Source organism: Streptomyces sp. NPDC029014 (genome assembly GCF_055564695.1).
In genome coordinates this window covers 1-12,261 of sequence record NZ_JBVHVT010000142.1, presented here as the reverse complement: position 1 = coordinate 12,261, position 12,261 = coordinate 1, and the positions used below count along the sequence as shown (strand labels likewise).

Annotated in this window: 8 protein-coding genes, 2 pseudogenes and 1 riboswitch; of the genes and pseudogenes, 2 read left to right on the top strand and 8 right to left on the bottom strand. The window is 75.4% G+C overall.

Annotated elements, in window-relative coordinates; translation table 11 throughout:
* Positions 1 to 129 precede the first annotated feature (129 nt).
* Positions 130 to 1,560 (bottom strand): Rv2231c family pyridoxal phosphate-dependent protein CobC, encoded by a 1,431-nt coding sequence (gene cobC, locus ACZ4VL_RS39030; RefSeq protein WP_468210265.1) that lies wholly within the window; start codon positions 1,558 to 1,560, stop codon positions 130 to 132.
* Positions 1,561 to 1,646: 86 nt separating this feature from the next.
* On the opposite strand from cobC, the gene ACZ4VL_RS39025 reads away from it, so the two are divergent.
* Positions 1,647 to 2,369 carry a ZIP family metal transporter gene (locus ACZ4VL_RS39025; RefSeq protein ID WP_468210263.1) on the top strand — a complete coding sequence of 241 codons (723 nt, stop codon included), beginning with the start codon at positions 1,647 to 1,649 and terminating at the stop codon, positions 2,367 to 2,369.
* A 2-nt stretch (positions 2,370 to 2,371) separates the two neighbouring features.
* On the opposite strand, the gene ACZ4VL_RS39020 is transcribed toward ACZ4VL_RS39025, so the two are convergent.
* The 7 genes and pseudogenes from ACZ4VL_RS39020 to ACZ4VL_RS38990 form a co-directional block, all read right to left on the bottom strand.
* The gene (locus ACZ4VL_RS39020; RefSeq protein ID WP_468210268.1) at positions 2,372 to 3,805 is read right to left on the bottom strand and encodes a cobyrinate a,c-diamide synthase; all 1,434 of its coding nucleotides are present in this window, start codon (positions 3,803 to 3,805) and stop codon (positions 2,372 to 2,374) included.
* 8 nt (positions 3,806 to 3,813) lie between these two features.
* Positions 3,814 to 4,413 (bottom strand): cob(I)yrinic acid a,c-diamide adenosyltransferase, encoded by a 600-nt coding sequence (cobO, locus tag ACZ4VL_RS39015; protein ID WP_468210260.1) that lies wholly within the window; start codon positions 4,411 to 4,413, stop codon positions 3,814 to 3,816.
* Entirely contained in the window at positions 4,413 to 6,530 is a 2,118-nt protein-coding gene (locus ACZ4VL_RS39010) for a putative cobaltochelatase (RefSeq protein WP_468210257.1), read from the bottom strand. The genes cobO and ACZ4VL_RS39010 overlap by 1 nt, the downstream gene beginning before the upstream one ends.
* 589 nt (positions 6,531 to 7,119) lie before the next feature.
* Positions 7,120 to 8,637 (bottom strand): annotated as a pseudogene (locus tag ACZ4VL_RS39005) (cobyric acid synthase); the annotation flags it as partial.
* Complete coding sequence (locus tag ACZ4VL_RS39000) at positions 8,634 to 9,638, bottom strand: cobalamin biosynthesis protein (protein WP_468210254.1); 1,005 nt, start codon at positions 9,636 to 9,638, stop codon at positions 8,634 to 8,636. The gene ACZ4VL_RS39000 and the pseudogene ACZ4VL_RS39005, both read right to left, overlap by 4 nt.
* Positions 9,639 to 9,696: 58 nt before the next feature.
* Positions 9,697 to 9,780, bottom strand: a riboswitch (cobalamin riboswitch).
* A gap of 235 nt (positions 9,781 to 10,015) precedes the next feature.
* On the bottom strand, positions 10,016 to 10,237 hold the full coding sequence (locus tag ACZ4VL_RS38995) for a hypothetical protein (protein ID WP_361087679.1): 222 nt from the start codon (positions 10,235 to 10,237) through the stop codon (positions 10,016 to 10,018).
* Between the two features lie 28 nt (positions 10,238 to 10,265).
* Entirely contained in the window at positions 10,266 to 11,519 is a 1,254-nt protein-coding gene (locus tag ACZ4VL_RS38990; protein ID WP_468210251.1) for an inorganic phosphate transporter, read from the bottom strand.
* A gap of 373 nt (positions 11,520 to 11,892) precedes the next feature.
* Here ACZ4VL_RS38990 and ACZ4VL_RS38985 point away from each other — a divergent pair.
* Positions 11,893 to 12,261 (top strand): annotated as a pseudogene (locus ACZ4VL_RS38985) (hypothetical protein); the annotation flags it as partial.

Sequence of the window (12,261 nt, the reverse complement as noted above, 5' to 3'; positions counted from 1 at the left end):
CCCACTTGTCCCCCCACCTCAACTCGTTCCCCCTGGGGTGTCTTCCTCCTCGCCAAGGTCAGGCGTTGGGCATGGGTCCTGGGGTTCGGTGTCGCTTCCTTTTTCCCCCCCCCCCCGGGACGGGCCGGCTCAGCGGGACGTCAGGGCGAGGGCGTGGTCCAGGGCCTGGAGGAGACGGCCTGTCGTCGCGCGGTCCCGCACCGCCAGCCGCAGCCACGAGTCGTCCAGGCCCGGGAAGGTGTCCCCGCGGCGGACCGCGAAGCCGAGGTTCCGCAGCCGGGCCCGGACCTCCGCCGCCCCCGGGACCCGGATCAGCACGAACGGGCCCTGCGCCACCCCCGACACCGAGACCTCATCGAACTCGGCGAGTCCGGCCAGCAGGTGGTCCCGGTCCACCTCGATCTGCCGGGCCGCGGCCTCCGCCTCCGCCAGCGCCCGCGGCGTCACGCACGCCTCGGCCGCCACCAGGGCCGGCGTCGACACCGGCCACAGCGGCTGCGCCGCCGCCAGCTTCGCGATCACCTCCGGTTCGGCCAGCACGTAGCCGATCCGCAGCCCCGCCAGCCCCCACGTCTTCGTCAGGCTCCGCAGCACCACCAGGCCCGGGACGTCGGTCCGCCCGGCCAGTGCCTCCCGCTCGCCCGGAACGGCGTCCATGAACGCCTCGTCCACGACCAGGATCCGGCCCGGCCGGGCCAGCGCGGCCAGCGTCGCCGCCGGGTGCAGGACGGACGTCGGGTTGGTCGGATTGCCGACGACCACCAGGTCCGCCTCCTCCGGCACGGCAGCCGGGTCCAGCCGGAACCCGTCCGCCGCCCGCAGCACGACCCGCTCCACCTGGCGCCCCGCGTCCCGCAGGGCCGCCTCCGGCTCCGTGAACTGCGGGTGGACCACCACCGGCCACTGCGCGTCGAGGGCCCGCGCGATCAGCACGAACGCCTCCGCGGCCCCGGCCGTCAACAGCACCCGCTCGACCGGCAGCCCGTGCCGTTCCGCCACCGCCGCGCGGGCGGTGCGGCCGTCGGGGTACGCGCAGAGGGCGTCGAGCGACGCCGCGATGCGCTGCTTGAGCCAGGCCGGGGGCATGTGCGCCCGTACGTTCACCGCGAGGTCCACCAACGACGCGCCGTCGCCCCGCACCTCCGCGTCCCCGTGGTGCCGCAGGTCGTGCGCCTGCGCCGTCGCCACCGCGCACGTCGCGGCCACCGACCGCCGCTTCGGGACGAGGAGTTCGCCGCCGGTCGCGAGCGCGGCGGCCTCCGCCACCGAGGAGGTCCCCGCGGCGTCGCGCACCACGTCAGAAGGGTGCGGTACGGCGATCCCGGCCAGTTGCTCCGCCGGGTAGCTGAGCAGCGGCACGCCGAAACGTTCCGCCGCACCGGCGATCCCCGCCTCGCACGCCTTCGTCTCCACCGTGGCCAGCGCCTTCACCGCACCCGAGGACAGCCCGGCCCCGCGCAACGTCTCCTCGACCAGGGCGCAGACCTCGGCCACGGACACCCCGGCCCGTCCACCGACCCCGACCACCAGCTGCGTCGCGTAGTCACCCACCGGGATCAAGTCCCCTCCGTAGTCGTCAATGGTGCGTCGCCCGCGGACCGCACGCGGACGTGCACGTGCGGCCCGCAGTCGGTATTCAGGGGCACATGGCCGTGATCGTGGCGCTGGGCGCGTTCCTGATGACCCTCGCGGGCGGGTGGACGGCGCAGCGCGTCACCGACCGCCGCCACCTCGTCCTGGGCCTGGCCGGCGGGCTGATGCTGGGCGTGGTCGGCCTCGACCTGCTGCCCGAATCGCTCCAGGCCGCAGGCCGCCCGGTGTTCGGGGTCCCGCTCGCCCTGCTGCTCTTCGTGGCCGGCTTCCTCACCGCACACGTCGGGGAGCGCCTGCTCGCCGTGCGCCACGCGGCGCACGGCGCCGAGACCGGCCGCATCCCGCAGGTCGGCCTGACGGCGGCCGCGGCGATGGTCGTGCACAGCCTCGCCGACGGGGTGGCCCTGGGCGCGGCCTTCCAGGTCGGCGGGGGGATGGGGGCGGCCGTGGCGCTGGCCGTGGTCACCCACGACTTCGCCGACGGCTTCAACACGTACACCCTCACCCGCGTGTACGGGAACGCCCGCCGACGCGCGCAGCTGATGCTGCTGGCGGACGCCGCGGCCCCGGTGGTGGGTGCGGCGTCCACTCTGCTGTTCACCCTTCCGGAGGAACCGCTCGGCGCGTACCTCGGGTTCTTCGGCGGGGCCCTGCTCTACCTCGCGGCCGCCGAGATCCTGCCCGAGGCGCACCACGAGCACCCGGCCCTGTCCACGCTGCTGTGCACCGTGGGCGGGGTGGCCGCGATCTGGCTCGTGGTGGGCCTGGCGGAATGAGCTCACGGCCGGGCCGCCGCCGACGCGACGAAGCGACGGGCGACGGAGGGCTCCGCCGCCCAGTGCGTGTGCAGGTAGCTGGCGTGGACGCGCTGCCGGACGAACCCCTCGACGCGCCGCTCCGGGTGCGTGAACCCCCAGGCGGGGGTTTCGCCGGCGCCCGGCTCGACCACCGTGCGGTGGAACTCGTGGCCGCGCAGCCGGGTTCCGGCCGCGGCGAGGGAGCTGTCCGACACGGCCACGGCCTCGCGGTAGCCGAGGGTCAGGCGCTGCGACATCCGGGCCTCGGCGTCCAGCACCCCGCACATGGGCTTCCCGTCGAGGCTCCGCGCCAGGTACAGCAGCCCGGCGCATTCGGCGGCGATCGGCCCGCCGGCGGCGGCGAAGTCCGCAACCGCCCTGCGGAGCGGCTCGTTGGCCGAGAGCTCGGGGGCGTACACCTCCGGGAAACCGCCGCCGACCACCAGGCCGGCAGTGTGCTCCGGCAGCTGCTCGTCGCGCAGCGGGTCGAAGCTGACGACCTCGGCGCCGGCCGCGGTGAGCAGCTCCGCGTGCTCGGCGTACGAGAACGTGAACGCCGCCCCGCCGGCGACGGCGACCACGGGCCGCCGCCCCGGACCCGCGCCAGGGCCCGGGATCCGGCCTGCTGCGGCCGCGGCGGACCCGTCGGCCGCCTGCTGCCCGTGGGCCCCGGCCCCGGCCAGCGCCTGCTCCGGGGACCAGACGTCGCAGGCCAGCGGCGGCGCCGACCGGGCCAGCGCCAGCAGCGCCTCCAGGTCGCAGCCGGCCCGGACCTGCTCCGCCAACGCCGCCACCGAGGCCACCGCGTCCGCCCGGCGCTCGGCCACCGGCACCAGCCCCAGGTGCCGCGACGGCGCTGACACCTGCGGGGCCCGCCGCAGGACGCCCAGCACCGGGGTGCCCGCCTCCTCCAGCGCCTCCCGCAGCATCGCCTCGTGCCGGTCGGAACCGACCTTGTTCAGGATCACCCCGCCGAGCCGCACCTGCGGGTCGAACGAGGCGAAGCCGTGCACCAGCGCCGCCACCGACCGCGACTGCGAGGACGCGTCGACCACGAGCACCACCGGCGCCCGCAGCAGCTTCGCGACCTGCGCCGTCGACGCCAGCTCGCCGCGGCCCGCGGCCCCGTCGTAGAGCCCCATCACACCCTCGACGACCGCCAGGTCGCAGCCCGCGGCCCCGTGCGCGAACAGCGGCGCGACCAGCTCCGGCCCGCACATGAACGCGTCGAGGTTGCGTCCAGGCCGCCCCGTGGCCAGGGCGTGGTAGCCGGGGTCGATGTAGTCCGGGCCGGCCTTGTGCGGGGACACGGCCAGGCCGCGCCCCGCGAAGGCCGCCATCAGGCCCGTCGCGACGGTGGTCTTGCCGCTGCCCGACGAGGGCGCGGCGATCACCAGGCGCGGCACGCCCGACACGCGCGTGGTCACCACTCGATGCCCTTCTGGCCCTTCTGGCCCGCGTCCATCGGGTGCTTGACCTTCGTCATCTCCGTGACGAGGTCGGCGAACTCCATCAGCTTCTCCGGCGCGTCCCGGCCCGTGATCACCACGTGCTGGGTGCCCGGCCGGTTGCGGAGCACCTCGACGACCTCGTCGACGTCGATCCAGCCCCACTTCATCGGGTACGCGAACTCGTCCAGCACGTACAGCCGGTGCGTCTCGGCGGCCAGGTCCCGCTTGACCTGCTCCCAGCCCTCCTTGGCCGCCTGCTCGTTGTCGAGCTGCGCGTCACGCTGCACCCAGGACCAGCCCTCGCCCATCTTGTGCCAGACGACGGCGCCGCCCTCGCCGGAGGCGCCGAGAACCTTCAGCGCGTTCTCCTCGCCCACCTTCCACTTCGCCGACTTGACGAACTGGAACACCCCGATCGGCCAGCCCTGGTTCCAGGCGCGCAGCGCCAGCCCGAACGCAGCCGTCGACTTGCCCTTGCCCGGCCCGGTGTGGACGAGGACGAGCGGGCGGTTGCGGCGCTGACGGGTGGTGAGTCCGTCGTCGGGGATGACGGTCGGCTGTCCCTGCGGCATTACGCGGCCCTCCTGTTGGTGTGCGATGACGACGGCGACATCGCCGACGTGCGTACGTTCTTCACGAGCCCGGCCAGTGCGTCGGCCCGCAGCCCCTCCAGCGTCACGGCCGGGCCGCCGAGCTCCGCGGCCAGCGCCCCGGCCAGGCCCAGCCGGACCGGGCCGGACTCGCAGTCCACGACCACCGAGGCGACCCCGTCGGCCGCCAGCAGCCGGGCACTGCGCGCCGCCAGCCCGCGGGCGTCCCCGGCCAGGGCGCCGGCCGAAGTGGCCCGCCCGTCCGTGACGACCACCAGCAGCGGGCGGCGGCTCGGGTCCCGCAGCCGCTCGATCCGCAGCACCTCGCGCGCCTTCAGCAGGCCCGCGGCCAGCGGGGTGCGGCCACCGGTCGGCAGCCGCTCCAGCCGGACGGCCGCCGCGTCCACCGAGGAGGTGGGCGGCAGCGCCAGGTCGGCGCCGGAACCGCGGAAGGTGATCAGGCCGACCTTGTCGCGGCGCTGGTAGGCGTCCAGCAGCAGCGACAGCACGGCGCCCTTGACCGCGCCCATGCGCTGCCGGGCGGCCATCGAGCCGGAGGCGTCGACGACGAAGAGCACGAGGTTGCCCTCGCGGCCCTCCCGGGTGGCCTGGCGCAGGTCGTCCTTGCGGACCACGAGCCCGCGGCCGCTGCGCCCGCGGGCCTTCTGGTGCGGGGCGGCGGCGTGCAGGGTCGCGGCCAGGTGCAGCTTCGTCAGCTGGCCGCGCGGGCGCTGCGCGCCGGTGGTACGGCCGTGCGCGGTGCGGGCGCGCGAACGGCGGCCGGACGCGCCCTCGCCGAGGCCCGGCACGCTGAACATCTTCGTCCGGAACGGCTCTGCGGCCCGTACGGCAGCCTGCTCGGGCGCGTCCCCGCCCTGCCCGGCGGCGGGCTGCGGGGCGGGGGAGGGGGAGTCGGTGTCGGTCCCTGGGTCGGCGTCGGCGGGCTCATGGGCCTCCTCCGGCGCCTCGGGCCCGCCCTGCGGGGGAACCCCGCCGCCGTCGGGCCCGCCACCGTTGTCGTCGGGCCCCTCCGGTCCCGGATCCGGGTCCGGATCGGGGTCCGGCTCCGGCTCCGGCTCGGGCTCGTCGTCGGCGAAGCCGTCCAGGATCTCGTCGAGCCTGGCCTCGTCCAACCCCGGTGCGTCGAAGGGGTTCCGGCGCCGGCGGTGGGGGAGGGCCAGCAGTGCGGCCTGCCGGACGTCCTCCTTCAGCACCGCGGTACGCCCGGCCCAGGCGGCCAGGGCGGCCGCCGTGCGGGCCATGACGATGTCGGCGCGCATGCCGTCCACCTCGAAGCCGGCGCAGACCGCCGCGATCATCAGCAACGCGTTGTCGCCCAGCCGGACCTTCGGCAGCAGGGCCCGTGCGGCCACCACACCGGCCCGGACCTCGGCCTCGTCACCGGCCCAGCGGGCCGCGAAGGCGGCGGGGTCGTCCTCGTAGGCGAGCCTGCGCCGGACCACCTCGACGCGCTGCTGCGGCTCCCGGGAGGCGGCCACCTCCACGGTCAGCCCGAACCGGTCGAGCAACTGCGGGCGCAGCTCGCCCTCTTCCGGGTTCATCGTGCCGACGAGCAGGAACCGCGCGGCGTGCCGGACGGAGACGCCCTCCCGCTCGACGTACGAGGCTCCCATGGCGGCGGCGTCGAGCAGCACGTCCACCAGGTGGTCGTGGAGCAGGTTGACCTCGTCGACGTAGAGGATCCCGCGGTGCGCATCGGCCAGCAGCCCGGGCTCGAAGGCCTTCACCCCGTCGGCGAGGGCGCGTTCGATGTCGAGCGCGCCGACCAGCCGGTCCTCGGACGCGCCGACCGGCAGCTCCACCATGCGGGCGGGCCGCTCGGCCGAGGCCGCGGACTCGTGCGGGCCGTCCGGGCAGCCGGGGTCGGGCGCGGCGGGGGCGCAGGAGAACCGGCAGCCGGGAACGACGTCCACCTGCGGCAACAGGGCCGTCAGCGCGCGCACCGCGGTCGACTTGGCGGTGCCCTTCTCGCCGCGCACGAGCACGCCGCCGACCGCCGGGCTCACGGCGTTGAGCAGCAGCGCCAGCCGCAGGTCGGTCTGGCCGACCACAGCGGTGAACGGATAGGGCGTGCTCATGTGCTCACTCCTCGCGTACGGGTGTACTGGTGCGGCTGGATGCACGGCTGCGGCCGCCGCTGTGGCCGGCGCCGGTGCCGCGGTTCGGTGTGCGTGGTGCTGGTGCTGGTGCTGGTGCTGGTGCCGGTGTGGGTGCCGCGGGCCCGGGCCGCTGCGCGGAGCACTCCCCGACCCGCCCTTTCACCGTTTCCCGGGACTCCGCCCCGGCCCCCGCACAGCGGGGCGGGTGCAGCCGGCGTGCTGCTGCCGCGCGGGGCGGTGCTGTGGTTCTCGGCGGCTCCGAACCCGTCCCCGCGCTGCGGCATTTCTGCCCGCGCGGCGTTTGAGCGCGCGGGCGCGGAGCGCCCGTTCCGGGGTCCGGGGGCGCAGCCCCCGGTTTCGGGAAGGGGCGGGGAGGGGACAGCCGCCCGCAGGGCCCGGGCCCCGGCCCGGCTCCCCGCGGCGGCCACGGGAGCGGCGCCGGGTACGGCATCCCCGGCGGGTACGGCATCCCCGGCGGGCCCGGCATCCCCGGCGGGCGCGGTCGGCGCGGCGGAGGCCCGGGCCGCAGCCCGGCCCCGCGCGGCGGTCGAGAGGGCGGCGGCGGTCACGGCGCCCCCGGCGGGAGGAAGGGGAGGCCCGCGGGGGCACCGCCGTCGATCAGGCGGAGCAGGGCCGCGGTGTCGGCGTGTTCCTCGATCAGGTCGCCGAGCAGGTCGAGCTGCTCCTCGCGGAGCCCCGCGAAGGACGTGTCCGGGGCGGGCACGAACCGGCGGCCGGCCGCGGCCGCGACCTCCCGCAGGAAGGCCCGGCGGAACGCGTCCGACTCCAGCGAGCCGTGCCAGTGGGTGCCCCAGACCGCGCCGACCCGGCAGCCGTCCAGGAACGGTTCGCCGCCCAGGACCTCGGCCACGCCGTGGTGGATCTCGTACCCGTCGACGGGCTCGCCCAGCGCCGAGCCGGTCGGCCGGGCCAGTGTCTTCTCCTGCGCGAAGCGGACCCGGACCGGCAGCAGCCCGAGGCCCTCGACCACGCCCGCCTTCGACTCGACCTCGTCCTCGATCCGCTGGCCGAGCGCCTGGAAGCCGCCGCAGATGCCGAGCACCGGCCGTCCCTCCGCGGCGCGCCGCGCCAGCGCATCGGCGAGCCCGCGCTCGCGCAGCCACTGCAGGGCCTTCACCGTGCCGCGGGTGCCGGGTACGACGACGAGGTCCGCGTCGGCGAGTTCCTCGGCCCGGTCCACGAACCGCACGACCACGCCCGGTTCCGCCGCCAGCGCGTCGACGTCCGTGAAGTTGGACATCAGCGGCACGGCGCAGACCGCGACGCGCAGCACGTCCGCGCCGACCGGCGGGGCGACGACCGATTCGCGCACGGCTCCGCGCAGGGAGACCCGTAGGCCGTCCTCCTCGTCGATGCCGAGCCCGTGCCGGTACGGCAGGACCCCGTACGTGGCGCGGCCGGTGAGGGACCGGAGCATCTCCATGCCCGGCTCCAGCAGCGAGACGTCGCCCCGGAACTTGTTCACCAGGTAGCCCGCGATCAGTGACTGGTCGGGCTCCGACAGCAGCGCCGTGGTCCCGAAGAAGGACGCGAAGACCCCGCCGCGGTCGATGTCGCCGACCACGACGACGGGGAAGCGCGCGGCCCGCGCGATCCCCATGTTCACGATGTCGGTCCGGCGCAGGTTGATCTCGGCCGGACTGCCCGCCCCCTCGCAGATCACGGCGTCATACGTGCCCCGCAGCTGCTCCAGGCAGTCCGTGACGACGCCGAGCAGCTGCTCCTGGCGGCCGCCGTGGTAGCCGCGGGCGCTCATCTCGCCGACCGGCTTGCCCAGCAGCACCACCTGGCTGCTGCGGTCGCTGCCGGGCTTGAGCAGGACGGGGTTCATCAGCGCGGTCGGTTCGACGCCGGCCGCCTGCGCCTGCATGGCCTGCGCCCGCCCGATCTCGGCGCCCTCGCGGGTCACGAACGAGTTGAGCGACATGTTCTGCGCCTTGAACGGCGCCACCTTCACGCCCTGGCGGGCCAGCCAGCGGCAGATGCCCGCCGTGACCACGCTCTTGCCCGCGTCCGACGTCGTACCGGCGACGAGGAGTCCCCCCGCCCGCTTCGTGCCGCTCATGCCCGTCCCTTCGCCGACTTGCCCGTCCGTCCCGGCTTTCCCGGCCGTCCCGGCTTCCCCGGCCGGTGCGACGCCGCGTACCGCAGGGCCGCGCAGGCCCCCAGTGCCAGCCACGTCACCTGCTGCGAGAGCCGTACCGCGCGCTCGATGTCGGCGAGTTCCACCGGTCGGCCCGCCGCGCCGTTCAGCACGGCCCGGTGTTCGACCCGCCCGCCGTACGAGAGGGTGCCGCCGAGCCGTACGCCGAGGGCTCCTGCGAAGGAGGCCTCCACCGGCCCGGCGTTGGGGCTCGGGTGCGAGGCGGCGTCGGCGCGCCAGGCCCGTACGGCGCCCCGCCGGTCCGGGCCGGCGACGACCGCCGCGAGCGCGGTCAGCCGGGCGCCGGGCCAGCCCGCGAGGTCGTCGAGCCGGGCGGAGGCCCAGCCGTAGCGCAGGTGGCGGGGCGACTTGTGGCCGACCATCGCGTCGAGGGTGTTCACGGCGCGGAAGGCCAGCAGTCCGGGGACGCCGGCGACGGCGCCCCACACGAGGGCCCCGACCACCGCGTCGGAGGTGTTCTCGGCCACGGACTCGACGACGGCGCGGGCCATCTGCTGCTCGTCCAGGGCCTGCGGGTCGCGCCCGCACAGGTGCGGCAGCCGCTCCCGGGCCACCTCGGCGTCCCCGGCGGCGAGCGCCCCGCCGATGGCGCGGGCCTCCCGGCCCAGCGTGGTGCCGCCGACGACGGCCCAGGTGGCGGCGGCGGTCAGGGCGATCCGGGCGGCCGCGGACCGGGAGCGCACGGCGCGGGAGGCCAGCGCGCCGACGGCGGCCGCGCCCCCCACGCAGACGAGGGTGTGGACGGCGCCGCGGGCCCGGTCGTCGCGCCACAGGGCGCGTTCGACGGCGGCGGCGGCCCGTCCGAAAGCAGCCACGGGGTGCCCGCGACGCGGATCGCCGAGGATCCGGTCGCCGATCAGGCCCGCCGTGGCGCCGTACGCGAAGACGCGATCGGCACGCATGGTTGCAGGTATGTCCTCACTCAGGGTCCGCGCCCTGGTTCGACGTGTCCGGCGGCGAGAGTTCCTGGCTCCCGGACCGCACGCGTCGCGTGCGCCCCGGTGACAGTGGCGGGACCGCGCCGGATTCGCACCGGACTTCCTCTCCATGCCGCCGTGATGGCTCGGGCAGTCCACCACGCACCGCGAACGCCCGTCAACTCGCCGTTGACCTGCGGCGAGGCAGGTCACACACACCGGTCGCGGACGCCCTCACGAAGGCCCTCACGAAGGCCCTCGCGGACGCCGCCCGGGACGCCCTCCGGGAGGCGTCCGCGGACACGGGAAAGCTCCCCCCGGGCGAACCCGGAGGGAGCTTTCGCGCGTGGTGCCTGCCGTCGTCAGCTGACGATCAGGTAGATGCCGTACGCGACGGCCGCGGCGACGACCGCGAAGCAGGCGTACGCACCGCTGCGGGCCAGGGTGGCGGCGCCGCCCTGCTCGGTGGCGGCCTCGTGCTTCGACAGGCCCACCAGGCCCAGGGTGAACAGGGCCACGAGGGCGACGGTGGCGGAGAGGCTGACCCCGAAGACGGAGCCGAGGGCTGCCCAGTCGATCTTCATACTGCGGATTCCTCTGTTGTTCGCGGGGTCAGACCGTGGCCGCGGGGGCCGTGGGGGTCGACGGGGCGGGCGCCGGGATGGTGGCCTTCAGGTCCTCGCCCGCCACGGCGGCGGCGGTCGGCGGGACGGTGACGGCGGCCATGGCCGTGGTGACCACGCCCGGGGCCTCGACGTCGACCGGCTGGACGTCGTTGACGTTGCTGTGGTCGACGACCTTGCGGCGGGAGATCAGCCAGATGGCGACGCAGGAGCCGACGAGGAAGAGCGCGACGGCGGCGACGCCGACGTCACCGGTGCGCATGACCATCTCGGCGAGCGCGGAGACCAGGGCGGCGGCCGGCAGGGTCAGGCCCCACGCGACGAACATGCGGGTGGCGGTGGACCAGCGGACCACGCCGCCCTTGCGGCCCAGGCCCGCACCCATGACCGCGCCGGAGCAGGCGTGGGTGGTGGAGAGGGAGAAGCCGAGGCTGGAGGAGGCCAGGATGACGCTCGCGGCCGAGGTCTGGGCGGCGAAGCCCTGCTGCGGCTGGAGGTCGGTCAGGCCCTTGCCCATGGTGCGGATGATGCGCCAGCCGCCCAGGTAGGTGCCGAGGGCGATGGCCGTGCCGGCGGAGACGATGACCCAGACCGGCGGGTTCGCACCGGAGTGCAGGGCGCCGCCGGCGACGAGCGCCAGGGTGATGATGCCCATCGTCTTCTGCGCGTCGTTGGTGCCGTGCGCGAGGGAGACCAGGCCGGCGGAGGCGATCTGGCCGGCGCGGTAGCCCTTCGCGGAGGTCTTCTCGCCGACCCGGTTGCCGAGCTTGTACGTGACCCGGGCGGCCAGCATCGAGGCCACACCGGCCACGATCGGCGCGGCGACGGCCGGGATGAGCACCTTGGTGACGATGACGTCGCCGTTGACGGCGTCGATGCCGGCGGAGGCGACCGCGGCACCGATCAGGCCGCCCATCAGGGCGTGCGACGAGCTGGACGGCAGACCGACCAACCAGGTCACCAGGTTCCAGAGGATCGCGCCGACCAGGGCAGCAAAGATCACTTCGGGCTGGATGCCCTCTTCGTTGACGAGGCCCTTGGAGATCGTCTTGGCGACCTCCACGGACATGAAAGCGCCGACGAGGTTGAGCACGGCGGACATGGCCACCGCCGTCTTGGGCTTGAGGGCGCCAGTCGAGATGGTGGTCGCCATCGCGTTGGCTGTGTCGTGGAAACCGTTCGTGAAGTCGAACACGAGAGCGGTGATGATCACGATCCCGAGGAGAAGCGTTATGTGCTCCATTTACCCAGGCTTCTGTTTGGCGTCAGTGGCTCGCCGACCGTAGGCAACCTGGGTGAACGGAAGATGAACTGACATCGTCCGAGTGGTGGATCCGGTCGACGCCCCCTCCCGGTCTTCGTCCCGGTTTCGGGGTTCATATGTCGATTAATGCATGTCAAAGCGGGGTTAACGAACCCTCCGGCCTGGCTGGACGGGCCTCCGGCGGGCCTCGAAGCGGAGTCGAAAGTGATCCACATCACCCTCGGCGGATCCTGCGTGGACACGGCCCCGGCACCCGTTCCGGCCGCCGCGGCCGGGGTTCCGCTTCCCGTCGGCCGCACGGTCGGCCCGTTCCCCGGTGGCCCGCCCGCGCTCCCGCCTCGACACTGGAGCGGTGCGTACCGCCACTGCGACGGCCGCAGCCGTCGCCACCACCCTCGTCGGCGCCGGCGCGGCCGCGGTCGCGGCCGGCCGCTACGCCGCCGACGCCGCCCTGCGTCCCCGGCCCGGCCGGCCCCTGCCCGGCGGGCCCAGACTGAGCGTCCACTCCACCGGCCCGGGCCGCGTCGCGCTGACCCGCTCCCTGGCCTCGTTGCGCCCCGGCACCTACGGCCTGGCCGGGCCGGGGGTGCACGCCATCGTCGGGTCGGTCCTGGGGGGGGGGGCCCACAAACCCAACAACGTCCTCCTCCGACTCCCTGCCGTCCCCCCCCGCCACCCCGCCCCCCGCCCCCCCTTCCCCCCCCCCCCCCCCGCCCCCCCG

What these genes read in the sequence shown, in the direction of transcription:
- ACZ4VL_RS39000 (WP_468210254.1), bottom strand. Translation starts at nt 9,638, where the DNA reads ATGCGTGCCGATCGCGTCTTCGCGTACGGCGCCACGGCGGGCCTGATC.
- cobO (WP_468210260.1), bottom strand. Translation starts at nt 4,413, where the DNA reads ATGCCGCAGGGACAGCCGACCGTCATCCCCGACGACGGACTCACCACC.
- ACZ4VL_RS38995 (WP_361087679.1), bottom strand. Translation starts at nt 10,237, where the DNA reads ATGAAGATCGACTGGGCAGCCCTCGGCTCCGTCTTCGGGGTCAGCCTC.
- ACZ4VL_RS39010 (WP_468210257.1), bottom strand. Translation starts at nt 6,530, where the DNA reads ATGAGCACGCCCTATCCGTTCACCGCTGTGGTCGGCCAGACCGACCTG.
- ACZ4VL_RS39025 (WP_468210263.1), top strand. Translation starts at nt 1,647, where the DNA reads ATGGCCGTGATCGTGGCGCTGGGCGCGTTCCTGATGACCCTCGCGGGC.
- ACZ4VL_RS38990 (WP_468210251.1), bottom strand. Translation starts at nt 11,519, where the DNA reads ATGGAGCACATAACGCTTCTCCTCGGGATCGTGATCATCACCGCTCTC.